Source organism: Hymenobacter jeollabukensis (genome assembly GCF_005771675.1).
GTDB lineage: Bacteria > Bacteroidota > Bacteroidia > Cytophagales > Hymenobacteraceae > Solirubrum > Solirubrum jeollabukense.
In genome coordinates, this window is sequence record NZ_VAJM01000018.1 from 69,027 (window position 1) to 92,784 (window position 23,758).

Genomic DNA, 23,758 nt, shown 5'->3' on the forward strand with positions numbered 1-23,758 from the left:
AGCCTAGCTAATATTGGGCACTTTGCTTCCTTAGATGGTACTAGCTACTGCTGAAGCTAGTCTTAGGCTAGGCGTAAAATCAGCGTACATTGTCACTTGTGAATACTTTTCCAGTCACCGATGAAAAATGAATGGGACTTCTTTGCCGATGTGCAGCGACGGTTAGCTGCTGGCCAGCAGCTCGTGCAGGGGCACTTCGCTAATCCGATTATATTCCCCTATGACGAGCAGCGCGGCATAGTGCTCGATGAGGACGGAAACCAGTATGAGCTAGGAAATGACTATAAACAAGCACTGAGTGAGTTCCTGCAGCAAATGCATACCCCGTGGGGCTTATGCTTCCGGGAGCGTCTCATTTGCTTTGGACAACAAGTAACGGCATCGGACTATACCGCCGACTATGTCGTTGCCTATGAAGCTACTACTGCATAGGGGCTATAAATCGGTCATCCAAACTTTACTATGTAAGCTTGGGGCCACGTCTGCGCTCTGGCTGCTGGGTCTGCGCCTGCGCTTGCTTTGTCGGAGTATTGAGCACCTGCATAGCCTGGCGAAGCTGGCCTACGCTGGGACTATCTTTAAGTGCCGGCACCTGGTCTATCTTGGTGAGTACCTTGGCTAGATTCTCCTGGTCCATCGCTTTAATTTCCGGCTGCCTGAGCAAGCTTTTACTGACCTGCTGCAAATAGGCAGCCTGTAACCCTCCGCCGTTCTCGCGTAGCGACTGTGCTAGCGGCGCTGCAGCGTCAATAAACACGCGCCGGGCCTGGTCATGGCTGGGCGATTCACTTGGGTGTATCTGCTGCTGCTCGGCCCGTTTCTGTTGCCGAAACTCTTCCTGCTCAACGGCGAGTTGCCGGCGCTCAACCTGCTCTGCCCTCCCTTCAATGACCGTAGCCTTGGGGTTTGTAGCCAGCGCGTCAAGGGCCGCGCTAATGGCAGGGAGGTGGGGCGAATCCAATCGGTAGCGTAGGGTTAGCTCGGTTTCTATCTCGCGCTTGTCGGGCTGGCCGGGGGTAACACCAGCTGGCCGGTTAATCGAGTGGTCAATGCTCAGCCCAGCCTTCTCTATATTTTCCTGCAATATGGGCAGTTGTGATACCTGGTCGCGGCTCTCGCGGAACTCTACCACTAGCAGGCGCTCCCCTCTTTCACGGGCTTCGGCCTGCGCCTGGTGCTGCGCCGCGATTTTGCCTATGCCCTGCATCGGGTCATTTTTCCAGTACTCCATACCAAAACCGTATTGGTCCTCATCAACTGCAGCCGCGCCTAGTTCCCGCTTTACTACCTGCTGCATCTGCTTCTCTTTCAAGTCCTGGTTCCAATCCTTGCCCTGACTCTTAACAATCTCAACCTTGTGCTCAAAGGCCAGGTGCTGCGACGCGCCCTGGTTGAAGGCCCCCAACGCTTCGCGGTTCATCGGAACGTGAAACTGGTAGGTATGGGGACCTAGTTTGGTCGAGCTAATCAACTCGTCCCGTAAGGTCTGGCTCACGGCCTGCGTGTTTGTTTCACCACTCTGCTGACCATACTGACGGGCTGTCTGGTCGTTGTACGTTTTTAAGTGATTCGTCAGCGCCTGGACCCCGGCCGGGTTGGTAGCCGTGACTTCGACGGTTAAGAGGTGCTTATGCTCGCGAACTACTTTCATCGGGTTCTGCCCGCTGGCGAAGCCCGCGAGTAAGCGCGTATCGTAGTGGTGGCCCTGGGTGTCGTTGTCAAAAGCCGCCTTTACCGTACAGATGCGCTCCTCGCCAAGCAGGCGCTTCATCTCAAAAATCTTGTTTTGAGTAAGTACACCGGCCGTGGACGCATAGAGCGCTTTTTCGGCAGGGTGCATTTGCGCGTAGGAAAGCGCATCAAGTGCCGACTCTGTTACTACCATGCTGGCAGCCGGCCGGCCCTCCGGCAGTTTGCTGAGCCAAAGGGAGCGGGAGAATTCGCTCTCCGGGGCCTGGCCTTTGTACCCCTCGCCCTTTAACTCTAGCCCGACTACCCGGCCCTCGTGGTACGCCGGGAAGGCAGTATTTACAAAAGTCTTGGCCGGCATCCCCTCCTTCTGCACGGTATGGAACTGGTTCAGGATACGACCGGCGAACTGCGGGTTTGCTATCGTGCTTTTGGTAATACCCCGGCTTTCCAGGTAGGTGGTATTTTCCAGCGGCCGGCAGTCCTTGGTGTAGATGCTCTGGAATTTTTCGCCGGGCGCGGTTTCGCTGATGGGGGGCAATTCCAGCTTAGGACGCTGGTCCTCGGGCAAATTCAGGTAAGCCCGGAAATGGTCATTCACTGTCTGCCAAACGTTGCGGCCCGGCTGCTGCTCGATACCGACGATACGTCCCGAGTTGACCCGGTTTTTCATCCAGTCGATGACGCTCCCCTTATCGCGGTCGTCGTGACTGTTGAAGTACATCCAGTCGTTCCCCCGTCCCTTGAACACGACGAGCGTATCATCCCCCTCGAAAACGTGCCACTTGCCCTTGCCTAAGTCCTCCCCTTTTTTTAGGGTATAGCCGTAGTAAGTCAGCAGTTCAGGAAGTTCTACTTGCTCCTTTATCTTCTGGAAAGTCAGGGCGTGGTCCATGCAGGGGGCATTAGGTGGGGTGGGGAGGATAAGTTAAAATGATAGAAGCCCGAAAAGGATTTCCGGGCTTCTACGAGGTTCAAACGGCCTGCTGGGGGGCCAACTCATTAGAGGCGCGGTGCGCGCTTCGTTACTTTCGGCGCTTCTACCCTGGTCGTTTCCACAGTAGCGGCTGGGCGGGCACCCGGCGCCGTCTGCTCGACGCGGGGAGCCTGGCGCTGCTGTAACTCATGCGCGGCGGGCCGAATTTCAATACACGCCTTCGCAGCGTTTACCTGCACGGTCCCATCGAACTTTCTACCACCGTCGCCACTGGCCATGTTAGCCAGGTCAACCGCTTTGCCTTCCTTCAGGTCGTGGCTCTGTTCAGGAGTCAGCTTTACGCCGGCGATGGTTTCATGCAAAGTAACCTTGTTCTCCGGCAGAATGACAACTTTGTTCATTGCCTTATCCACGGCTACATAGCCGTTGTACTCCTGGCCTTTCTCGTCTTTGAGGCCGCGAATGAGGCCGGCGTTCCCTTCCGTTTCGAGCTTCTGGCGCTGCTCCGGCGTGAAGGGCTGGCCGCCAATCTCGTTCGGTATCACGAGCTTTTCCTGGGGCAGTTCCAGTTTGAGGGTGGCCGTACCATCGGCCTCGCGGTGCAGCACCATCTTGCCCTCAAACTTCACGACTTCCTCCCCATCCTTGCCGGCAACCTGCATGGGCAGCAAGTCGGTTTTCTGTCCATTCAGCAGCTTTTGCAGCTGGCCGTTCTGCTCAAGGTCAGCGGTGCTCAGGCCAAGTGAAGCCAGTACTTTTTGCGGCACGTCGGATGCCTGAAACAGTGCCGGGGCTTTGGCCGGGGCCGACTGCTCGGGAGCAGCTTCGGTACCTGGTGCTGCAGCTGACGCGCCGGCCACTGCCGGCGCTCCGGGGCCGGGGAGCACGTTGCCCTGGGGGGCCTGCTTAATCTGCTCGACGCCCTGGTCCAGCTGCGCGGAGCCAGCTCTTTTCAATAAGCGAGCCTGCAACTCCTGACGGGTCTTATCATAGTCAACTTCCAAAGTCTGGCGGGTTTTGGGGTTCCCGGTCAGGTGCTGATAGAAGTTCTTTAGAAAGGCAGATGCGGGGTTGCCGCTGGTGTCGATATCAAAGATGCTTTTCCCTTCCTTCAGCACCTGCTCCTTAGTCTTGCCCTGCTGCTCGGCTAGTTGCTCTACCCGCTTCTCTCCGGCGCTCTGTTGCATCTGCTCCGGCACGGTGAGTGCGGTTTTCGGCACGTCGGCCAAGTTGGCACTCAGCGCGTCCCACTGCTTCGCGCCAAAAGCTTCTTTTACCTGCTTGCTGCGCGTAGGCTCGTAGTCGTCGTCGTAGCCGACTTCCTGCCGACGAGCGGCGGCCTGTGCTGGCTTTTCAACCACTTCCAAGCCATTGCCCACCTGTTTAAAACCCTGCAAAATCCCTTCGAGCTGGGCCAGCTTGTTGGATTCCGGGTCGTAACTCACGCCGAAGCTGCCGGTCAGCTTCCCATCTTCGCCGCGTTCCATCTTCATTGTGCCGACGGCAACTCCGGCATCTTTGAGCTGGTCGAGGTAAGCGCGCATTTCCATCAGCGGGGCAACTTCGTCGCCTTTCTGCTTCCATTGGATTTGCACCTCCCCTACCGGGTCTACCGTGGGCGCGTCTGTGGCTCCTGGGACTGCTGCGGTAGCGGCTTGGGGCTGCTGGACCACAGTGCTCTCACTGGGTAGCGCCTGGCTCTTGTCGCGCAGCTCGTCGGCGTAAGCGGCCTTTCCGGCATCCGGCCCTTGTTCTGCTTGGTTGGCTACCACTCCCAAATCCGCTGCAGCCTCGGTGCGAGTAGAGCCTTGGGTATTCGCAACCACGCTGGCCAGGCCTTCGGCCTCGACGGTCTGCGCGGCCTGCTCGCGGGCCTGGGGCGCTGCCTCACAAAATACGTTAAGCGCTGGCACCGGCGTGTCACTGAACCTGAGCCTGCCCATGTCAATGATTTTCCAATTGCCCTCAATCAGCTCAACCATCGTTGGCTTGTCTACCTTGATAAAGTCCTGGCCGGGTTTAGGCAGCCCATTTATCTGATAGGCCGGTGCCAGCACGTCGTTGAAGCTGGCAGCCAGTTTTCCATCAGCACCAGGGGCCGGGAGAAGTGCGCCTTGGCTGGGATTGTCGGGGTTGATTTGAAGCTGATACAAGGAGTAGTGCTCGGCCTGGTCGGTTACGTCCTGACCGCTGATGTTGCCGTTGCTGGTAGGCACCGAACTCACGTAGCGAATGCTAGGCGACGTGGGGGCCGGCGTCGGATTTTCTGCTTGTTCTGCCATTAAGAAAGGAATTTGGTGGGAGGATTTTCCAATAAAAAAGGCAGGAGCCTAGTCGGCTCCTACCTACGGATTTACTCCATTATTGAAAATGGGTTACCTTATTGACCTCACCAATTAAGCTTGCCATTTAGCAGCAATGCCCGCAACTCGGCTAACTCCCGAATATGTACCTCGTTGTACTGGTCCAGTTTCTTGAGCAGCTCGGCCCGAACACACGCTCCGGCATCTTGGGTCGCCTCCGTAAGCTGAAGCTTACTAACAAGGCTGTTATTCTCGCTTAGTATCCAGTTAAGGTTATAGCCCTCCTTTTCATAGAGGGCCATCACTTTCAGCCAGTTTTCAATCTGCCCGCCCTTGCCGTTTTCCATCCGGTGGATGATGTTTTGGGTTAGGCCGGTCCGCTGAGCTACCCGCGCCTGGCTCCAGGCGTGTTCCCCCTGGAACCGGCCTAGTTCCTCCCGGATTGTGACCAGTCGCTTACCGACCCGCGCCGTCATGGGGTGCTCCGTAGGGCCACTGGTCTTATCCTTTGTCATGGTTATTCGTTCTTTTTCTTGATGAGGTGCTGCAAGTTCGGGTCATTCCCTATCCTGATTAGCTCCCGCTGGCAAAGCTCCTTCACATCGGTTTTAATCCGATTAAAGTTAGCCTTTATCATTTCTTCGGCTTCATCCTCTCCGGTAGCCGGATTAATGAAGCTGGTAATGTCCGGGATGGGCTGGTAGTTTTTGGCCTCGGCCGTTACGGCTTTCACGTCCACCTGAATCTTGGCGTGAAATACCTTCTGGTCGATTTCCTCCCCGAAGTTATCCGCTACGGCGCCCACAAAATTGCCTTGGGTCAGGTTCGCAATGGTACTGGGAGGAATCATACTGTCCATCTGCGTGGATAAGCTGGTGCTTGTCTCGCGCATGTTGATGCTCAGGCTTTGGCGTTGCTGCAAGATTTTGCCGAACCGTTCGCTCAGCCACTTGCCACTATTACCGGACACTTGGCCACTGAAAACGTTGCCTACCGTGTTCTTAATTACTTCGGCTTCCTTCTGGCCGTAGTCGCGCTCTAGCTGGGAGAAGTCCTGGAAGCCAAGGCAGGTACTCACCTTGTTGCTACGAGCTGTAGCAATGAGGTTATCGAGGCCCTTGAAGTAAATCGTCGGCAGCTCGTCAATGATGATGGAGGATTTGCGCATGCCCTTCTTGTTGACCAGCTTCACAAGGCGGGCATTGTAGAGCCCCAACGCGGCCCCGTAGATGGCCTGCCGCTCGGGATTGTTGCCGACACAAAGCACCTTCGGTTCCTCGTTGCTGTTGATGTCGAGCGTGAAATCATTGCCCGACATTACCCAATACAGTTGCGGGCTGGCCAGTCGGCCGAGCGGAATCCGTGCGCTGGCAATCTGGCCTTCCAGCTGCTCAATCGCATCCTTCTGGAACGCCGACACGAACGGCTTCACCAGGTTCTCAATCTCCGGGTAAGAGGCCAGCACGGGGAAGATTTCTTCGTAGTCCCGGCTTAGAAATTCAATGACGTGGGGGAAGGTGCAGTACTTGCCCTTCTCAAACAGGCGCAGAAACCAGATGATAGCGGCCACAAAGTTGATGGGCGACTCCACGAAGAAGTCGCCCTGCTTCTGAATCCAGCTCTTGTTCAGGTTCAGCATGATGGTAGAGGCGCTTTCGTAGGCGTCTACAATGTCCGTCATCATCTCCGGCAGCAGCGGATTGCAGCGGTGGCTTTTGCGTGGGTTATCGAAATTGATAACGTAGAAGCCTACCGGCTTATCGAACTTGTCTTGGTGCTTCAGTAGCTCATTGTAGCAGATGCGGCTCAGGTCGTCAAACTTGTAGTCGTAGATGTACATGCAGAAGCCCTTGGCCAGGTGCTGGCGAATGAACTCGTTGATGACAGCGAAGCTCTTGCCGCTGCCCGGGGTGCCGAGCACCATCGTGGCCCGGAAGGGGTTTACCACGTTTAGCCAGCCCTTATGCATCTTTCCGCGCAGTTGGTAAGTGGTGCGCAGGTTCACCGAGAACTCGTTTTCCATCAGGCGTTCCTCCTGGGGGAAACTCTCGTTGTCCTTATTGAAGATGTCTTTCATCAGGTTGTTGTTAAACAACCGGCTCAGCCAGGCCCCGGCGCTCAACAGCAGCAGAAACCCGCCGCTGACGGCCGCCACGTAGATGATGGTAGCCAGCCCTGGGCTCATGCTCATCGAGCGTACCACATCGGAGCCAAACAGCAGCGCAACGCCTATCACGGCATAGCCCAGAATCGTCTTGCCTTGCAGCTTTTCATCAGCACGCCCTTTGGTGCCAAGGCAGCTCAGCAGCAGAAAGACCGCTGCCATTGCCTTGCTTATCCAGCTAGCCTTGAACAGAAAGGTGTTCCGGGTGAAGTTGCCCATTATCGTCTCAATGACTTTATGGCTCCATCCCATCGACTTGAAGTAGCCGAAGCAGAAGTAGTAGATGTTTACAACCAGGAGCGCAATGGCGAGTAGGCGCATGAACTCCATTATCTTCTTTAGTCCTTTTTCATCTTCCATTGCTGGGTAGTGGGGGTAGGTTGATAGGTAGAAAATACATTTTAGAGGCGTGGGCCTCGTTTTTTTGGTTCTGGGGTGGGCTGCCTGGGGACTGGGGCTACTTGCTGCTGCACCTGGGCCGGGGTTGGAGCGGCCTGCAATGCCTCGCGCAGTTCGGCCCCTTTAAAGCCGACCTCCTGGCCCTTTACGGCTACCCCGTTCAGTTCAAAGCTCACCCCGCGAAGCACTCCTCCTTTGTCGTGGGTGTAGCGTACGGCTATCTGCTGCCGCCGGAGCTGTTCCTGGAACCAGGACTCCCCTCTCCTACCCTGCTCAGTCAACAGGCGCTGCACGGCCTCCCGGATGGCCTCCCGCGCTAACTCCTTGCTCGGGTCCACGTCCTTGATGCTCTGCCGGCGCTCCGGTAGCGGCTGCATCCCGAGTTCTTCGCTTATCTGCTTCGTGATAGCCGGCTGCCGGTAGAAGTTGTTGCTCGTGCGCAGGGCGGGGCCTCCATCGAGCGGAACCCGGTTCAGGTAGATGTGGACGTGGGCATGCTGCTTATCCTTGTGCTCATACACGACCACCTGGTGCCGCGCCACGGGAGCGCCCATCAGCTCACAATACCGCTTCACGGCCGCAACCTTTTGCGCTTCGGTTACCACCTCTCCGGCCTTCCAGGAGAGCACGGTATGCCACACTGGTTTCTGTATGCGCCTGCTCTCGGAAGCTACGCTTTGCATCTGCTGGGCCATGAGCTGCGGCGTGGCTCCTACCAGGTTTGAAATGTATAAGGGCTGTACTTCACCTGGCTCTTTTGCTTTGCCTTTTCGCAAGCCGGCACCGTAAGTCAGGGCTCCTTCAAAGTCGCTGCCAGTAACTGTCTTTGCTATCATGCTAGGAAGCCAAGGATTGTAGACAGGGCCTGCTTTAGCTGGGTTTCGTGGCTGTGAAATGGCTTGCCGGAATGAGCCATTCGGGCAATCTGATTTAGGTTGTTTCCAATCCCGACCAACTGACGCCTTACTTCCAATGGTAGTTTCTCTCTTATCTCGGTGCCCTGGCCCAAGTCCCGTAGGTATGCGGATACGCTTTTGTAACCGGCCAGACTAGCCTTCAATTCAATTGCTTTTTTCTCATCCTCCGAGACGCGAACGGGTATCATCTTGTCGCGGGCGGGTTCCTTTGGTTCGGGCGCGTTATCGACAGTCATTCTCTGTTTTGTAGACTAGTTGAGCCTAACTACGGCAAATTCAGTTTTAAGGCTACTTTTTAGGTCGTCTGCTTTAGCAAGCCAAGCCAAGTGAGCCTGCGAACTTGGCGGTGCCATTGTAAGATGCAAACGAAGTTTGTATATACAATGGCATGGCTTGCTGGACGAAAGAACGAGCTATCAGAACGGGGCCGTTGAACGATTCCAGAACGAGGCTAGGACTAAGATAGAATGAGGCTTTGACGCTTTGATACTTTGAGGCTATGAGGCTCATTTGCCAATCTCAATTAGGCTTCCGAGTAGGAGGGAAGGGGTATGCTACTTGGGTGATAAGTGAGTGCTATAGGCAATGGTTTATTGAGGCTGTGAGGCTAAGATGTTTTGAGGCCGTGAGGCTGTGATAACGCGAGGCTTTGAGGCTGAAACTACATTGGTTAATACCCGTACTAAAAACAACGAGCCCCACTTGATACTTTGAGGCCTTGAGGCTAATGAGCTTTGGGGTTTTGGCTATTTGAGGCCGCGATACTTTGAGGCTTAGAGCCTATGATATTTTGAGGCTCTGAGGCTATGACGCAAAGAGTTTTTGAGTCTATGATACTTTGAGGTTATGACGCTGTGATAATGTGAGGCTATGAGGCCTTGGCATCATGGGGCGCAGCCTCAAAGTTTCTTTGAGGCCATGAGGCTTTGAGGTTTCATAGTTCCGTCTATCTTTGTTTATTCCCTAACTAAAAAACTGACCCATGAGCGAACCAATAGTAATTGCCTTTGCCACTCAAAAAGGGGGTGCGGGCAAGTCCACCATCGGCGTACACGTTGCCTCAGCCCTGGCCTATGTCTATGGCTACAAGGTGGCTGTTTTGGACTGTGACTATCCCCAAAACACTGTCCAGGTATACCGCAACAACGAGTTACAGAAAATCAAGACGGACGAGTCGTTCAGTAACCGACTGCTCAATCAGGGAATCACACCCTACCCGGTCAGCATATCGAGCGTGGAAAAGGCGGTAGATTCCATTGAGGCGCTGGAAAAGCAGGGCTTCGATTTCATTCTGGTAGATACGCCTGGTACTATCAACATCACCGGCCTGCCCGAATTGCTCCGCATGGTGCAGTACATCTTCCTGCCGATGGAAGCCGACCAAGGCACCGTAGCATCTACGGTGGGCTACATGCAGGTTTTGGCGAGCTTCCTGAAGTCAGCTCAACCAGACCCCGACGAATCCAACCTACTCGGGTACTACGCCTTCTGGAATCGCTATGTAAAAGCGGAGAAAAAAGCCACTTACGACAACATAGAGAGCTTTTTCAAGGAGAAGGGCTTGCCCTTGCTGCAAAGCCGGGTAGAACTGCTGATTGGCTACAAAGAGAAGCGTTCGACGCTCTTCGCGCTTCCTGAGCGTGAACTGGAAAAGCTGGGTCTGGGCAAGCTGATAATGGAAATCCTCTATATCGTCCTGGGGCCTGGTAAAACAACACCCTCCGGCAAAGCCATTGAGATGCCGGCTATTAATGCAGTCGAGGCCGCGGCTTCGGATGATTCGCTTTAACACCTAGTGCACGCACACCCTCTAAAAGCCCTACAGACCCATGGCCAAACCTAAACCAAAAAGCGACGAGGAGAAGAAAGCCGCGCTTTCTCAAATGCTCAGCTTAGCCGAAACCACAAATCACCTCACCAGTGCAGCACCTGCAGCACATGCTGGGTCAGAGAGTGTGCAGGAAACACCACCTACACCGGCAACTACCCCAGATAATCAGGAACAAAAGGGAGAAAATGCTTCGGTGGCACCAACCCCTGAAGCCGCAGTTCCGGCTGCTTCTGAGCCGGCGACTAGCCCTGCGCTGGAAGTCCCTTCTCCGGAGCCCACGGCTTTGACGCCGGCGCCGGTGCCAACACCCGAACCTGAACCGAAAGCACCCGCACCAGCGGCGGCTGCCGCAACTAAAGACAACGACTCGGCCGTAGAACCGTCGCCAGGGGCTATACCTGACTCAGTGACTACCGTAGAGGTGGGGGCAGTGGAGTTGGCGTCGCTTTTCAAGCCCTCAGCCGACAAAAAGGTATTTACCATGCGGCTGACAGATGCCCATTACCAATATCTCCTACTGCTAGGCACCATCGTAGGCAATGGGGCATCCGCGCCCGATATCGTGCATAACATCATCGAGCACTTCATCGACAAAAACGACCAACAGATACAGAAGGCCATCGCGAAGCAGCTGCGACAACGCCAGGCCAAAAAGTAAAACCCAACCTTTCATTTCCTTTCCAAAATGCTTAATCAGTATACCTGGGGTGACTTTGCCCTTTTTGTCCTGGTAGTGGTCACCCTCTACTACATAGTGGTCGGCTTCCTGTATTACCGGCAAGAATTGACAGATTTCTTAACCCGGAAGGGTAGGGGAGGGGCACAACTCGCCGGGGTGGGGGCTGCCTCTGCAGCCTCAGTTCCTCCTTCGCTGGTCCGTACTCAGTCAGCTTTTGTTGTAGCTACCCCTACCGCAACGGAATCGAAAGCCGACGTAGAAACCCCGGAAGTAGAGGACGGCGCTGCTTCAAACCTGCCTGATGGCCCGGAGGTAGCGGAAGTAACCGGGTCGCTGCCGGATTCTACGGCAGCGGCTACCGGCCTGGATGATGGTGAGTCCGCCGCGGTGCCAATGGATTCAGCCGGTGGAGCGGAAACAGAAACCGACACAGCCGCCGAATACGACGAGCAGCGCACCGAGGAACTGGACGAGGTAGATACCGAACTGGCAGCCCGGGCACGGCAACTAGCTGCTCAGATGCCGGTCGAGGAAACCAATGTGGATGAGGAAGACGTTATTGAAAAAAACAATAACGAAACAGGCGATATTGAAACCATCAGTACCTTCAGTCACGTAGAGGACGAGACAGCTTATGAGCATGGCTCTCCAACCACTGGAGACTTGCTCTATGAGTTTCAGGAACCCATCGGTTCAACCGCCGATGTATTACCTGCTGCTGAACAGCTCTTTTCGGCTACTTCAGTGGTGGACTTCATCGCTCAGGCGCGAGCTGGCAACCGGCCAGCTGGACCAGTTGCATTGAATGAAACTTCCCTGGCTACTCTAATTGCAGACAAGGTTTCAGCAAGCAATCAGGAATTGAATGCCCTGTTCGGAGAAGACGATTCGTAGCGCTTCCTTTTCCCTTCCTACCAACACCATCTCCCTTACCATCTTCTATGAAAAACCAACGCACTGTTCGCACCCTTTCTACCGCCATACTATTACTGGCTACCCACGTAATGTATGGTCAGGGCGGCAACGGCACGGCTGGCATCCAAGATGCTACGACGCAAGTAACAAGCTACTTTGAGCCGCTAACCAATCTGATGTATGCCATTGGCGCGGTACTGGGCCTGGTTGGGGCCATTAAGGTGTACAGCAAGTGGAACTCAGGCGACCAGGACACGCAGAAAACAGCCGTGTCGTGGTTTGGCTCGATGATTTTCCTGGTTATTGTGGCTACGGTCATCCGCTCGTTCTTCCTGTAGCCCTGGGCTATGCCTGCCTATGACCTAAACCGGGGCATTAACAAGCCCGTCGAATTCAAGGGGCTGGTGGGAAGCAACATTTACTTCCTAGTGGCTGGCATCGGCCTGACGTTCGTTCTGTTCGTGGCCATGTACCTGGCCGGTGTCCCGCTAGTGATTACGATGCTGGTAACCTTCGCCGTGGGCGGGGGAATGTGGGCTGGGGTATTTGCCCTCAACCGCAAGTATGGGGAGCACGGCCTGATGAAAGCCAGTGCTCGGCGCTCATCGCCCAAGTTCATTACGAACCGGCAGAGTCGCTTATTCCAACATCTCAACGAGGACCGGACCGGGCGCGCATAGCGCCCGGTTTTGGTTACTCTCTACCGCATGAGCAACAAAGTTCTGCCTTCCGTTTCCCTGGAATCCAAGCAGCCCATCTACAAGGTTGAAAAGGACTGCCTCATCTCGAAGAACGCCGATGTTACGGTAGCCTTTCGGCTGGACCTGCCCGAAATCTTCACCCTCTCCCGGGAAGATTACGCGCAGCTGCAGTCGGCCTTTGTCAAGGCCGTGCGCCTGTTGCCGGACCACTCCGTAGTGCACAAGCAGGACTGGTACGTGGAAGACAAGTACGCGCCGGGCTTCGAGGCGGAAAGAACGTTGCTCTCGGCTTCCTACGAGCGCCATTTCAACGAGCGGCCCTTCCTCAACCACTTTTGCTACATCTACATCACCAAGTGCGCTTCGGAGCGTCCGGATTGGGGAAGTGCCTCGGGGCTGCTGGCCCGGCGCAACATCGTGCCCAAGGAAATGCTGGACACGAAGGAGCTGGAATCTTTCTTTGACAGCGTCGGCCAGTTCGTGCGGACCCTGGAAGGAGTGGGGCCCACGAATGCTCCCTACATCAAGTCGCACCGGCTCACGTCCGACGAACTGGCCGGCACCGAGCAGGCGGCGGGGCTGTTAGAAAAGTACCTGGCGCTGGACCTGTCCGACCAGGCCGTACAAGTGGACCTGGACCTGACCGAAGGGCTCAAGGTAGGCGCGGAGATATGCAACATGTTCTCGGTCGCCAACCTGGATGATTTACCCATTGGCGTAGAAACGGATATTCGCTACGAGCAATACAGCACCGAACAATCGGACTTTCCCATCAGCTTTGCCGCGCCTCTGGGGCTGCTGCTGGGGGCCAACCACATCCTGAACCAGTATGTGTTCCTAGATAACACGGCCAAGACCGTGAAGATGTTTGAGCAGAAGAAGGACCGGCTCAACTCGCTGTCCCTCTACTCGCGGCAAAACGCCATCAACTTCGAGTACTACAACTCTTTCCTCAACGAGTTGATTGCTACCAAGCGCCGCCCGGCGCGGGTGCACTGCAACGTGCTCACCTGGGGCCAGAATGAGGACCAGCTGACGGAAGTTCGCAAGCTGGTGAACGCGGCCTTCAACGCCATGAACTGCAAGCCGCGGCAGAACACCGTGGACATTGCCGCGCTCTATTGGGGCGGCATCCCGGGCAACGCCGGCGACTTCCCCTCGGAAGAGACCTTCTACACCTTCATCGAGCAGGCTGTTTGCTTCTGGGCCAGCGAGACCAACTACCGCTCCACGGGCGCCACGAAGGGCATCAAGCTCTCCGACCGCCTCACCGGCAAACCAGTGCTGGTCGATATCTCGGATGAGCCGATGAAGAAACAAATCATCTTCAACCGCAACAAGTTTGTGCTCGGTCCTTCGGGCTCGGGCAAGTCGTTTTTCACCAACCACATGGTGCGCCAGTACTACGAGCAGGGCGCGCACGTCCTGCTGGTCGACACCGGCAACTCTTACAAAGGACTGTGTGAGTTGGTGGGCGGCGTGTACTTCACCTACGAGGAAGACGACCCCATCGCATTCAACCCCTTCCTGATTTCGGGCAAGCTGGACGTCGAGAAAAAGGAATCCATCAAAACGCTGCTGCAGGCGCTTTGGAAAAAAGACGACGAAAGCGTGAGCCAGTCGGAGTACGTCTCGCTCTCTACGGCCGTGAGCACCTACTACGTGATGCTGGAAGCCAACCCGGCCGTTAAGCCTAGCTTCAACTCGTTTTACGAGTACGTGAAGGGCCCTTACCGCAAGCTGCTGGAAGAAGACAAGGTCCGGGAGAAAGATTTCGACATCGACAACTTCATCTATGTACTGAAGCCCTATTACCGGGGCGGAGAGTACGACTACCTGCTCAACTCGGAAAAGGAGCTGGATTTGGTGAACGCGCCTTTCATCGTTTTCGAGTTGGACAACATCAAGGACCACCCCATCCTGTTTCCGGTGGTCACGCTCATCATCATGGAAACCTTCATTTCCAAGATGCGGAAGTTGAAGGGCATCCGCAAGATGATTCTGATTGAGGAAGCCTGGAAGGCCCTCACCACGCCGGGCATGGCGGCCTACATCAAGTACCTGTTCAAAACGGTGCGGAAGTTCTTTGGGGAAGCCATCGTGGTAACCCAGGAGATAGATGACATCATCGGCAACGAGATTGTGAAGGATGCTATCATCAACAACTCGGATTGCAAGATTCTGCTCGACCAGCGCAAGTTCATCAACCGCTTCGATGAGATACAGGCGCTGCTCTCCCTGACGCCCAAGGAAAAGGACCTGGTGTTGAGCATCAACCGGGATAACAAGTCTACGCGGGGCCGCTACACGGAGGTGTTTATCTCCCTGGGCGGAGTCGTATCGAAGGTCTATGCCATCGAGGTGTCGAAGGAGGAATACGTGACCTACACCACCGAGGAAACCGAAAAGGTGAAGCTTTTCGAGAAGTTCAAACAGACCGGGGACATGCCCACGGCCATCAAGTTGTTTGCCGCCGACCTCCGCGAAGGCCGGGCGTAAGTCTCACTTCAACAAAAGGGGAAAAACATGAAAACGAAAGTCACCATCCTTGGCCTGGCTATCCTGTGCCTGAGTGCTGGCAAAGCCTCCGCGCAGCTCGTCGTAACCGCCCCGGTGCTGGAAGTCCAGTCGGGCGTACAGACCGGCTTGCAGAACACCATGAAAGGCCTTTCCAAAGCCGCTAACGTGCTGGTGAAAGCCGGCGTGAAGGAGCAGGAGTTGACCAAAGTCTTCTCGGAGAAAAACCTGCAGTTGGCCAAGACCTGGTACGACGGCCTGCTGCAGGTCAGCTCGGCCGTTCGGAATTACCGGCGCGTTCAATCTGTGTTTGAGAAGCAGGGAAAAATCATCCAGACCTACTCAACTGCCATTGAAACGCTGCGGCAGTCGCGCTACGTGCAGCCGGAACAGCTCTCGCTCATGACGGCTACCTATACCAAGATGCTGACCGAAAGCGCCAACACACTTTCTGACCTGCAAACCATCGTCAGCCCGGCCATGCTCAAAATGACGGATGCCGAGCGGATGCGCTTCATCGATAAGCTGGACACCAAAATATCCGACCAGTTGGGCCTAATTCAATATTACACGGAGCGAAATTTCGTGCAGATGCACATGGCTGAGCAAAAGGCGCAGGACACACAGGCACTCAACGCCTTCATGGGTGCCCGCTAGTCCTGTTTACTCCTTACTTCCCTCTACTGCCATGAAAGCAACTACCAAGTTATTCGCCCTGGGTCTAGCCCTACTTGCCGCTCCGGCTTATGCCCAATCAGTTATCTCGGCGCCGATTGCGGAAAGCCAATCCCGTAAGCAGGTCGTTCACCAAGGCGTTTCTACCACCCTACTGGGACAGGGCAAACTGCTGGCCAACGACATGAAAGTGGTCAGCGGCAAGATTAAGGGCATCATTGACAAAACACAGCAGCTGCACGACCAATGGTATAGCAGCCTGCTGCAAATCAGTGCCGGGGTCCGCAACTATCGCCGGGTACGCGAGATTTACACGCACCAAAGCGAGATGATTAATCAGTTCGCTACCGCTATCCCGGAACTGCGGACCAAGCAGCTCTCGCCCGCGCAGCTTAGCGAAGCCTCAACGGTGTACCAGGCGCTTTTGCAAGAGAACGTAGCCTTGCTGGGGGAGCTGTCCGGGGTGCTCAGTGCCAGCCGGGCCAAAATGACGGACCCGGAGCGGATAGAGTTTATCGACAACATCGCCGACCGCATCGCCAGGCAGCACCACTTGATGAACTACTTCAGCAACAAGTGCCGGGCCATCGCGCAGCACCAGGCCCAGCAGGTGCAGGACCGCGAAGCCATGAGTGCCTTTATGACTGCCCGCTAAGGGCACAGTCCTTCACCCACCTATCTCCTTCTGTGTTATGAAAACCTCCCTTATCCTGGGGCTTGGGATACTATTGGCTGGCTGCGGCTCGGACGCAACGACCAGCACGGCAACAACGACGGCTCCGGCCGATACTGTTTCTGCAGCCAGTGCCAACCCGGACCCCCGCGTAGATACCGTTCGCCAGCAGCACCAGCGGCTGCTCAGCATCCAACAAGAATACCTGGTGCAGCTCGGCCAACTCAAAGGCAACGAGAAGTTGAGCCCGAAGCGGGTGCAAAAGTCCAAAGAGGACTACACCTACTTCATCGGACAAAGCCAGGCCAATCTTACCGCCCTCGACCAACTCGACCCTGCCAAAGCCCAAGACCCGGCGCAAGTCGCCCTGGTCGGGGAAATAGCCGAAAAGCAGGCCAGCGTGCTGAACCTGGCCAAGAAAAAGCTGGCTGGCATCCACAACGAGCATTACCTGCCCCAATAAGCCCGCTCTGGCCCTTTTACCCCCATCCTGAATTCTCCTTTCTCTCCAATGGACCCTACCGCTATTGATTTGAACATGGCGGCTTATGAGCAAAAGCTTGAAGCCATTTACACGGAAATGCTCACGTTTACCTCCCTGTTTATCAACCTGGGCCGCGCCGTTGGCGGCATTGGAGCCCTGTTGTTCATCAGCAGCCGGGTATGGGGCAACATTGCCCGGGCTGAACCCATCGACTTATTTCCCCTGCTCAGGCCGTTTGCTATCGGCCTGGCTATCCTGCTGTTCGTGCCCCTGTGCGGAGCGCTGCGGGGCATAACCATGGCCGTGGCGCACGGCACCGATGACATACGGATGGGACAGATAGCCGAAGTCAACCGGCTCACCGCTACCAGGGACCAATTAGCCGCCGACGCCAAAGCCAAGTCGGATATGGCCATCAACGAGGAATACGAGAAGGAGCTAGGCAAGCTTGGGGCGCTGGACGTTGGCCGCAAGGCCAGCCTGGCCTTTAACCAGGTGCAGTACTCGGTGGGCCAGAATTTCCGGGAGTGGACCAAATCCATCCTGGAACTGGGCGCTCTAGCCGCAAAGCTGGCCATCAGCCTTATCTCCACCTTCCTGCTGGTGCTGCTCAGCGTCGCCGGACCGCTGGCCTTCGGCATTGCCATCATCCCCGGTTTTGGGGGCGGACTAATGAAGTGGTTCGGCTACTTCCTCACCATTTCCCTGTGGGTGCCCGTCGCGAACATCTACGCGGCGGTACTGGCGCATGTGCAGGTAACCATGCTCAATGAGAACATCCGGCAGTTGCAGGCCGGCGGCAGTGTGGAGTCGGCCGACATCGCCTACCTGTGTATGCTCGTGCTGGCTATCGTGGGCTACATTTTTGTTCCCAAAGCAGCGGATATGCTCATTGACGGCTCGGGCGTGGGTAACGCTGCCACGTCGTTCATTACGACCACGACGGCCACGACGGCGGCCGTTGCCGGTGCTGCGGGTGGTGCTGGCGTTCGGACCGGCGCGGATGTACTCGGCGCTGGGGTAGGGGCTGGTCAGGGAATACTCGGCCGGGCAGGTGCCGGCGAGAATGCGACGCGGGGAGAAGCCTTTGGTCAGCGGGCGGGCGCTTACGTGCGGGACCGGCTTACGCCCCGCAAGCAAAGCTAACCGGGGCGGCTCTACCCTTCACCTCAAACTCTATCCTTCATGTTTGCTTCCCTTAAAACCATCGACTCTGCTTTTCAGCAGGTCAAAACGCTGGCCTTGATTTTCATTGTCGCGGTGCTGCTGCTGGCCGGCACCATTGCCTACTTCGCGTTCAAAACGACCAACGCGGCAGCGAACCGCATTTACGTGTTGGAGAACGGCCAGCTGCTCACCGCCGGCGCGCAGGATGCGCGGGCCAACCGGCCCGTCGAGGCCCGCAGCCACGTCACCCGGTTTCATGAGTTGTTCTTCACCCTAGACCCGGACCAGAAGGCCATCAACAACAACGTCAACAAGGCCTTGTACCTGGCGGACAACTCGGCGAAGAAGCAGTATGAGAACTTCAAAGAGAAGGGCTTTTACAACGACCTGATAGCGGCAAACATCAGCCTGGAAACGACTGTGGACAGCGTGGTAATAAGCGGCTCGCGGCCCCTTACCGCCCGCTGCTTCGCGCATCAGCGCGTTATCCGAGCCACGTCGATAACCAACCGCAATCTCATTTCGGAGTGCTCGCTGCGCGACGTGACGCGCTCGGAGAACAATCCCCACGGCTTCCTGATGGAAAACTGGCGGGTACTGCAAAACAAAGACCTGAATACTACCCCCCGCTAGTACCTATTCTCATGGCAACACCTGCTAAACCACACGACGCGCAATTCTTACGAACCCGTAAAATGGCGACCTTCCTACCCATCGTAGGGGTACCGTTTATGGCGGTCATGTTCTTCCTGGGTGGCGGTGGCAAAGGCACCCCGGCTGAAGCGCAAAACGTCGAATCCGGCTTTAATACCGAATTGCCGACTGCTGAGAAGGCTACGATAACGGATAGTAAGCTGGAAGCCTACGCCAGCCCGGTTGACTCCATGCGCAACCGGGGCCTGGTTGATTCCAGGATTGATACCGCGTCAGGTGGAGGGCTTTCCTATGGCATCCAGGCCGACGGTAAAGCCGGCCCGAACGGCTCGGTTGATAATTCGGTCGCCGCGGCCCAAGCGCAGCTCATTGCCGCGCAGCAGGCGCAGCTCAACGGGGGCATGGCGGCCAACACGACCGCGCAGGCCGGTTCGCAGCCTGGCTCACTCACCCCGGAGGAAAAAATGGAGCTGATGCGGTCGGAGCACGAGCGGGAATTAGCGGAAGCGCGGGCGCAGGCGCAGATGGCTACGCTTATGGCGCAGTCGAACGCAGCCAGTGGCGGTGCAGCTCCTCGAACGATGGCCGCAGTTCCCAAAAAGAAAAAACCGGTCACCAAGGTGCGGGCCATTGACGAGGACGCGGTCGTGTCGCGTCTGGGCTCAAATAGTACTGGCCGGAAGCGCACGGCTTCTTTCCAGGGCTTTGATTCGGAAGGCAACGCGGGTACGGAAGCCAACACCCTGCCGGCGGTCATCCACGAATCGCAGGAGGTCGTTTCGGGGTCCCTGGTGAAGATGCGCCTGACGGAACCGGCCGTCATTAACGGACACAAGCTGCCGGCCAACACCTTTATCTACGGCAAGTGCAGCCTGGCCGGCGAACGCCTCAGCATTGCCATTGAAACGCTTAAATCCGGCAACAACGTGTTTCCGGCCTCGCTGGAGGTGTACGACGTGGACGGCCTAGAAGGGCTGCACATTCCCGGCGCTATCACGCGGGACGCAGCCAAGCAGGCCGGCGCCAACAGCATGGACGCGGCCGATATGATGACGATGAGTGCCGACCCGGCAATGGCCGCGGCGGGGGTGGCGGTAAGTGCCGCCAAAGGCCTCGGCAAAAACAAGATTCGGATGGTGAAAGTCCGTCTGAAGGCTGGCTACAATATCATGCTCAAAGTGGACAAAGAATAACTCTTCCTTATGAAAACGACCTCCTGTCTGGCGCTGACCCTGGTGCTGCTCACCGTTCGCCCCACTAGTGCGGTGGCTCAAACTACCGCGTCATCTCAGAAGCTACCCAATGCGACCGAAGCCACTAAGCTACCCACCTTGCCACTATATGTGAGCGACCAGAAAACGACCCACCTGGTCTTTCCCAGTCCGGTTACCTATGTCGATTTGGGCAGTACCGGCCTGATTGCCGCCAAGGCAACCGGCTCGGAAAACATCGTTCGCGTGAAGGCAGCCAGCGCGGGTTTTGGGGAAACCAACATGACCGTGCTAACGACGGGCGGCAAGCTCTACTCGTTTGTGGTGAATTATCAGCGGAGCCCGCGCATGGTGGGCATCGACCTGGGCACGGCCAATGGCAGCGCCGATAAGGGCAAGCTGCCCACTACGGCGCTGTATGTGAGCGACCAGAAAACAACGCACCTGGTTTTTCCTTATCCGGTTACCTATGTGGACCTGGGTAACTCGGGCATCATCGCGGCCAAGGCTACCGGCGCGGAGAATATCGTGCGCGTAAAATCAGCGGGTACCCGCTTTCCCGAGACCAACATCACGGTGCTCACCTCGAACGGCAAGCTGTATATGTTCACGGTGAACTATCAGCACGACCCCAAGGTGCTCAGCCTCGACATGGGCGCAGCATCTTCGCAGGTTACCAGCAGTGAATCAGGGGAAGCCATTCTATCAAACTCGCCCATTCCCCAAGGCAACTTGGATGCCTACTCCAAGCAGGCACTGGCACGGGGCGGCTCGTCGGCCGGCGAAAGCAAAAACCAGCTCACCGTTAAGTGTGGCGACGTTGGTTACAAGCAAGAAACGCTGTTCTTCCCCCTGCACGTTGCCAACAAGTCGAACGTGACTTATGACGTCGACTTCGTGAAGTTCTACATTCAGGATAAGAAAGTAGCGAAGCGCACAGCCGAGCAAGCCATTGAAATCACCCCTATCTACGTTTACAACGGCTCCCAAAAGAAGATTGACGTAAAAGGCAAACTGGAACAGGTGTACGTTTTCAAGAAGTTTACCATCCCGGACCAAAAGCAGCTCATCATCGAAGTTTATGAGAAGGGGGGCGGGCGTAACGTCAAGCTCCACCTTGCGAATTCGGACCTGCTCAAGGCCCGAACGTTCCAATAAGTTCGGCTTTACCTTATGCTTTTTCGCGCCATGAAAATCACTCAATCGCCCCGATTAGCGGCCCTACTAGCTAGCCTATTTGAGAATCCTAGCCCAAATTATGCGCTGATGGCAATGCTGGTGCTAGTAGCCGGCGCTACGGTTGTGTTTGGGGAAAACCGCGTACCAGAACCCATTGTGCACTCAGTTATGCTGCTGACCATGCTTGGAGTATCACGCTTGTTCAATGCTGGCCTGTTGCGCACGTTTTGGTATGTGACTGTAGGTCTGATTTCCCTGGTATTGATGCTTGACGTGGCACTCATGGTAATGAGTGCGTAGCCTTTGAGGTTGTGTTTCATCCTTAAACTTTCAAGTCCCTTTCTCTCGCATTATCCCTCGACTTTGGAGCCAATTAGCGTTTACCTTGACCATAACATTCTGAATGATGTTGCCCCACCTAAGCAAGAGTGGACCACTACCAAATGGGGAGCTTATCTTCTGGACCAGACTCAAAAAGGCCACATAGAAGTCTACGCCAGCCCGACCAACTGCCTTGAAATCGCGCTGACCAAGGACTTGGACCATCGTCATAACATGGCACGGGCGCTCAATACGCTTATCAGCGGGCATCGCATGTTGCCCACCTATGAATTTATCATCGTTCATAACTTACTCCGCCATGTTAATGGAAACTGGCCGGGCACCATTAATGAATCGCGGTTTCAAAGGATTTCGAGGCAATCATCTCGCACGTATATAGCGTTGCTAGGTCAATTAGCGGCGTTGAGAGACTACGACTGCTCAAAAGGTCTTGCGGGCATCATCGCCCCCAAAATCATCAGCCAGCTTATACAGGGAGAAATATTCAGGAACCCGTTGGCTGAACTACAGAAACGACTGGCAGGATTACGCCAGGTAACGGTGCAGGCGCAAGACGCATTCGCAGCATATGATAACAAAAGCCTTGACGAATTAACTGACCTTAAGGACAGCCTGTTGGAGGAGTCCTTTGAGGTCGATAAAAGAGCCATCAAGTTTCTCAAGGACAATAAAGCCGAGTTTATTGAGGGCTACGCACAAGATGAGCTTCGCTCGTCCATCTACCAGGTATTTCTCTATTCTGAAGACCTGGAGGTGTGTTTTGCTGGTGTTGAACAGGTTGTTCGGGGATGGGCCACCGTGCATCCCCTCGAGTCAACAAATCCAGCCTTTCAACCAACGCCACTTCCGCAAGCCCTCACTGCTGCCTTCGCGTCTGGCCGAATTACCAGGAACGATAGATATGTAGTCTTGAAAGCTCTAGGAGCACGCTTTTCACCCTTTTTGGATGTACCAAAGCTGTATTCATCAGCTGTTTTTAACGAGATGGAACGCACTCTCAATAAAGGGAAACTGCCAACAGGGGGGCTTGCACTTGATTGCCAGCACGCGCTAGCGTGCGCAGCTACCGAATTCTTCTTGGTCCGCGACGCTATTTTGTTGGACACGGTTAAGCGCTGGCACGCAACAATCATGAAGGAGTCTACCTTGTTCCGTGAATCGGCCGACAGTCTGAGTGACTTTGAACGCAAAGTAGAAAAGCGTCTTAAATCTTTGAGTACCAAATAGGGTAGAAGGTCACACTTAAATGAAAGTATTAATGCAGCATTGTCAAGCTCATCTCTACGCTTTCCGTTTACGTAGATAAGCAGGTTCTCTGTAGGAGCGAGGATAATATAGAGTGGTACAAGTAATTTGATACCCCCATTATAATTCTGATTGCTATGCCCAACTACCAACAAGGCTACGAGGATGGCCGCTCTGCTCAGCGTTACTCTGCTCAAACCTCCAGCCAGTTCGGGAAAGGCTTAGGCACTCTCATTGCCTGGGCATTTATCGCGGGCACTCGGATTGCAGTTGAAGTCTTGGTAGCAGCTCCGTTTCTAATTCTCGGCTTTGTTGTAATGGCTCCGCTGGACTTCCTTGGTCCAATGCTCGGGGCCGTGCGCGTGACCGGCATGGTTCTGGTAGCCTTCCTGGCTTTCGCGGGTCTATACTGGCTTAAGGGGTGCATAGTGGCTTTGCGGCACCGCCCGGGCCGGCTCTGGCTGCTACCCTTCGCACTGTGCGTTAGTGTAGCTTGCCTGCTGCCGGGCTGGCTGGTTCGGTCACTGGTCATCAGCTCGTTTCCTACCGCTGGCCCGCTGTGGGGATGGGGTCTGGGCCTGGCCTTTGCCTTGTTCGCTTTCGGCCGCTACCGCTTCACCGAGCATAGCGCCCCGGACCTGATGGACTGGTCTTATAGCCGGGGTTACCGGTGGACCAATAAGTAAGTATTGCTCCTGCTTTAGCCTAATTTAGGCCCTCGTCGCTTTGGCTCGGGGGCTTTTTGTTGTTTGGGAGGAGCTGGATTGGACAAGGCCCTTTCACCCTTTGGTTCATGTTGCGTAATTGGCTGCTGCAACGTCACGCCGTGCTGTTGCTGGTTGAGTTGGGGCCGGAAGACCTTCACGGCCTGGCCAACTGCCTGGGAGTAGCGCAGGAGCATGGCCTTATCCGACAACTGCGCTGCGGCTGAGCGGGCAACCACTACGTAGGGCTTCTGCAATTCATCCAGCGTGGCTTGCTCGGTGAGGGCTGCCGGGCGGGCCATCACGGCGGCCTGCACGTAGGTAAGAAGCGGGGACATAATCGCTGCACCGTTGGCGTCCTTTAAGGGAGCC

Annotated in this window: 24 protein-coding genes; 17 read left to right on the forward strand and 7 right to left on the reverse strand. The window is 55.7% G+C overall.

All coding sequences use genetic code 11. The features are described from left to right. Positions 1-120: 120 nt before the first annotated feature. Positions 121-432, forward strand: a complete 312-nt coding sequence (locus tag FDY95_RS24380) for a hypothetical protein (RefSeq protein ID WP_138082068.1) — start codon at positions 121-123, stop codon at positions 430-432. A gap of 28 nt (positions 433-460) precedes the next feature. Here the strand turns inward: FDY95_RS24380 and FDY95_RS24385 are convergent, their stop codons facing one another. The 6 genes from FDY95_RS24385 to FDY95_RS24410 all read right to left on the reverse strand — a co-directional run bounded on the left by FDY95_RS24385 (position 461) and on the right by FDY95_RS24410 (position 8,645). Continuing rightward, positions 461-2,584 carry a toprim domain-containing protein gene (locus tag FDY95_RS24385; protein WP_138082070.1) on the reverse strand — a complete coding sequence of 708 codons (2,124 nt, stop codon included), beginning with the start codon at positions 2,582-2,584 and terminating at the stop codon, positions 461-463. A 107-nt stretch (positions 2,585-2,691) separates the two neighbouring features. Then, positions 2,692-4,908, reverse strand: a complete 2,217-nt coding sequence (locus FDY95_RS24390) for a DUF4099 domain-containing protein (protein ID WP_138082072.1) — start codon at positions 4,906-4,908, stop codon at positions 2,692-2,694. Between the two features lie 107 nt (positions 4,909-5,015). Beyond that, positions 5,016-5,444, reverse strand: a complete 429-nt coding sequence (locus FDY95_RS24395) for a helix-turn-helix domain-containing protein (RefSeq protein WP_138082074.1) — start codon at positions 5,442-5,444, stop codon at positions 5,016-5,018. A 2-nt stretch (positions 5,445-5,446) separates the two neighbouring features. Continuing rightward, entirely contained in the window at positions 5,447-7,453 is a 2,007-nt protein-coding gene (mobC, locus tag FDY95_RS24400; RefSeq protein ID WP_138082076.1) for a conjugal transfer protein MobC, read from the reverse strand. A gap of 41 nt (positions 7,454-7,494) precedes the next feature. Beyond that, complete coding sequence (locus FDY95_RS24405; protein WP_138082078.1) at positions 7,495-8,328, reverse strand: relaxase/mobilization nuclease domain-containing protein; 834 nt, start codon at positions 8,326-8,328, stop codon at positions 7,495-7,497. Further along, positions 8,325-8,645: a plasmid mobilization protein gene (locus tag FDY95_RS24410; RefSeq protein WP_138082080.1), complete on the reverse strand. Its 321-nt coding sequence runs from the start codon at positions 8,643-8,645 to the stop codon at positions 8,325-8,327. Before FDY95_RS24410 ends, FDY95_RS24405 begins: the two co-directional genes overlap by 4 nt. A gap of 746 nt (positions 8,646-9,391) precedes the next feature. Between FDY95_RS24410 and FDY95_RS24415 the strand changes: the two genes are divergently transcribed. From FDY95_RS24415 to FDY95_RS24490, 16 genes are all read left to right on the forward strand, one after another. After that, positions 9,392-10,198: a ParA family protein gene (locus tag FDY95_RS24415; RefSeq protein ID WP_138082082.1), complete on the forward strand. Its 807-nt coding sequence runs from the start codon at positions 9,392-9,394 to the stop codon at positions 10,196-10,198. Positions 10,199-10,238: 40 nt separating this feature from the next. After that, positions 10,239-10,898: a hypothetical protein gene (locus FDY95_RS27025; RefSeq protein WP_138082084.1), complete on the forward strand. Its 660-nt coding sequence runs from the start codon at positions 10,239-10,241 to the stop codon at positions 10,896-10,898. 27 nt (positions 10,899-10,925) lie between these two features. Next, positions 10,926-11,813, forward strand: a complete 888-nt coding sequence (locus FDY95_RS24425) for a hypothetical protein (RefSeq protein ID WP_138082086.1) — start codon at positions 10,926-10,928, stop codon at positions 11,811-11,813. A gap of 47 nt (positions 11,814-11,860) precedes the next feature. Further along, positions 11,861-12,172: a DUF4134 domain-containing protein gene (locus tag FDY95_RS24430; RefSeq protein ID WP_138082088.1), complete on the forward strand. Its 312-nt coding sequence runs from the start codon at positions 11,861-11,863 to the stop codon at positions 12,170-12,172. Positions 12,173-12,181: 9 nt separating this feature from the next. Next, on the forward strand, positions 12,182-12,514 hold the full coding sequence (locus FDY95_RS24435; protein WP_138082090.1) for a DUF4133 domain-containing protein: 333 nt from the start codon (positions 12,182-12,184) through the stop codon (positions 12,512-12,514). Positions 12,515-12,541: 27 nt separating this feature from the next. Then, positions 12,542-15,034: a TraG family conjugative transposon ATPase gene (locus FDY95_RS24440; RefSeq protein WP_138082092.1), complete on the forward strand. Its 2,493-nt coding sequence runs from the start codon at positions 12,542-12,544 to the stop codon at positions 15,032-15,034. 27 nt (positions 15,035-15,061) lie between these two features. Then, complete coding sequence (locus FDY95_RS24445) at positions 15,062-15,709, forward strand: hypothetical protein (RefSeq protein WP_138082094.1); 648 nt, start codon at positions 15,062-15,064, stop codon at positions 15,707-15,709. A 31-nt stretch (positions 15,710-15,740) separates the two neighbouring features. Continuing rightward, positions 15,741-16,382: a hypothetical protein gene (locus FDY95_RS24450; protein ID WP_138082096.1), complete on the forward strand. Its 642-nt coding sequence runs from the start codon at positions 15,741-15,743 to the stop codon at positions 16,380-16,382. Between the two features lie 37 nt (positions 16,383-16,419). Further along, positions 16,420-16,863 (forward strand): hypothetical protein, encoded by a 444-nt coding sequence (locus FDY95_RS24455; protein WP_138082098.1) that lies wholly within the window; start codon positions 16,420-16,422, stop codon positions 16,861-16,863. 48 nt (positions 16,864-16,911) lie between these two features. Further along, positions 16,912-18,030: a hypothetical protein gene (locus FDY95_RS24460; protein ID WP_138082100.1), complete on the forward strand. Its 1,119-nt coding sequence runs from the start codon at positions 16,912-16,914 to the stop codon at positions 18,028-18,030. 39 nt (positions 18,031-18,069) lie between these two features. Then, entirely contained in the window at positions 18,070-18,684 is a 615-nt protein-coding gene (gene traK, locus FDY95_RS24465; RefSeq protein ID WP_138082102.1) for a conjugative transposon protein TraK, read from the forward strand. An 11-nt stretch (positions 18,685-18,695) separates the two neighbouring features. Next, a complete protein-coding gene (gene traM / locus FDY95_RS24470; RefSeq protein WP_138082103.1) occupies positions 18,696-19,898 on the forward strand; it encodes a conjugative transposon protein TraM in 1,203 nt (400 codons plus the stop codon). A gap of 9 nt (positions 19,899-19,907) precedes the next feature. Continuing rightward, entirely contained in the window at positions 19,908-21,074 is a 1,167-nt protein-coding gene (gene traN, locus FDY95_RS24475) for a conjugative transposon protein TraN (RefSeq protein ID WP_138082105.1), read from the forward strand. A gap of 30 nt (positions 21,075-21,104) precedes the next feature. Beyond that, on the forward strand, positions 21,105-21,395 hold the full coding sequence (locus tag FDY95_RS24480; protein ID WP_138082107.1) for a hypothetical protein: 291 nt from the start codon (positions 21,105-21,107) through the stop codon (positions 21,393-21,395). Positions 21,396-21,458: 63 nt separating this feature from the next. Beyond that, on the forward strand, positions 21,459-22,664 hold the full coding sequence (locus tag FDY95_RS24485) for a hypothetical protein (RefSeq protein WP_138082109.1): 1,206 nt from the start codon (positions 21,459-21,461) through the stop codon (positions 22,662-22,664). Positions 22,665-22,819: 155 nt separating this feature from the next. Beyond that, complete coding sequence (locus FDY95_RS24490; protein WP_138082111.1) at positions 22,820-23,368, forward strand: hypothetical protein; 549 nt, start codon at positions 22,820-22,822, stop codon at positions 23,366-23,368. A gap of 14 nt (positions 23,369-23,382) precedes the next feature. On the opposite strand, the gene FDY95_RS24495 is transcribed toward FDY95_RS24490, so the two are convergent. Beyond that, on the reverse strand, positions 23,383-23,758 hold a 376-nt coding region (locus FDY95_RS24495), incomplete at its 5' end, for a hypothetical protein (RefSeq protein ID WP_212744952.1).

Excerpts from the sequence above, each read along its gene's own strand:
- FDY95_RS24460 (WP_138082100.1), top strand. The coding sequence starts at position 16,912 with ATGGACCCTACCGCTATTGATTTGAACATGGCGGCTTATGAGCAAAAG.
- FDY95_RS24435 (WP_138082090.1), top strand. The coding sequence starts at position 12,182 with ATGCCTGCCTATGACCTAAACCGGGGCATTAACAAGCCCGTCGAATTC.
- FDY95_RS24450 (WP_138082096.1), top strand. The coding sequence starts at position 15,741 with ATGAAAGCAACTACCAAGTTATTCGCCCTGGGTCTAGCCCTACTTGCC.
- FDY95_RS24425 (WP_138082086.1), top strand. The coding sequence starts at position 10,926 with ATGCTTAATCAGTATACCTGGGGTGACTTTGCCCTTTTTGTCCTGGTA.
- traN (WP_138082105.1), top strand. The coding sequence starts at position 19,908 with ATGAAAACGACCTCCTGTCTGGCGCTGACCCTGGTGCTGCTCACCGTT.
- FDY95_RS24445 (WP_138082094.1), top strand. The coding sequence starts at position 15,062 with ATGAAAACGAAAGTCACCATCCTTGGCCTGGCTATCCTGTGCCTGAGT.
- FDY95_RS24490 (WP_138082111.1), top strand. The coding sequence starts at position 22,820 with ATGCCCAACTACCAACAAGGCTACGAGGATGGCCGCTCTGCTCAGCGT.
- FDY95_RS24390 (WP_138082072.1), bottom strand. The coding sequence starts at position 4,908 with ATGGCAGAACAAGCAGAAAATCCGACGCCGGCCCCCACGTCGCCTAGC.
- FDY95_RS24415 (WP_138082082.1), top strand. The coding sequence starts at position 9,392 with ATGAGCGAACCAATAGTAATTGCCTTTGCCACTCAAAAAGGGGGTGCG.
- FDY95_RS24455 (WP_138082098.1), top strand. The coding sequence starts at position 16,420 with ATGAAAACCTCCCTTATCCTGGGGCTTGGGATACTATTGGCTGGCTGC.
- traK (WP_138082102.1), top strand. The coding sequence starts at position 18,070 with ATGTTTGCTTCCCTTAAAACCATCGACTCTGCTTTTCAGCAGGTCAAA.
- FDY95_RS24395 (WP_138082074.1), bottom strand. The coding sequence starts at position 5,444 with ATGACAAAGGATAAGACCAGTGGCCCTACGGAGCACCCCATGACGGCG.
- FDY95_RS24480 (WP_138082107.1), top strand. The coding sequence starts at position 21,105 with ATGAAAATCACTCAATCGCCCCGATTAGCGGCCCTACTAGCTAGCCTA.
- FDY95_RS24440 (WP_138082092.1), top strand. The coding sequence starts at position 12,542 with ATGAGCAACAAAGTTCTGCCTTCCGTTTCCCTGGAATCCAAGCAGCCC.
- FDY95_RS27025 (WP_138082084.1), top strand. The coding sequence starts at position 10,239 with ATGGCCAAACCTAAACCAAAAAGCGACGAGGAGAAGAAAGCCGCGCTT.
- FDY95_RS24405 (WP_138082078.1), bottom strand. The coding sequence starts at position 8,328 with ATGATAGCAAAGACAGTTACTGGCAGCGACTTTGAAGGAGCCCTGACT.
- FDY95_RS24380 (WP_138082068.1), top strand. The coding sequence starts at position 121 with ATGAAAAATGAATGGGACTTCTTTGCCGATGTGCAGCGACGGTTAGCT.
- FDY95_RS24430 (WP_138082088.1), top strand. The coding sequence starts at position 11,861 with ATGAAAAACCAACGCACTGTTCGCACCCTTTCTACCGCCATACTATTA.
- mobC (WP_138082076.1), bottom strand. The coding sequence starts at position 7,453 with ATGGAAGATGAAAAAGGACTAAAGAAGATAATGGAGTTCATGCGCCTA.
- traM (WP_138082103.1), top strand. The coding sequence starts at position 18,696 with ATGGCAACACCTGCTAAACCACACGACGCGCAATTCTTACGAACCCGT.
- FDY95_RS24410 (WP_138082080.1), bottom strand. The coding sequence starts at position 8,645 with ATGACTGTCGATAACGCGCCCGAACCAAAGGAACCCGCCCGCGACAAG.
- FDY95_RS24385 (WP_138082070.1), bottom strand. The coding sequence starts at position 2,584 with ATGGACCACGCCCTGACTTTCCAGAAGATAAAGGAGCAAGTAGAACTT.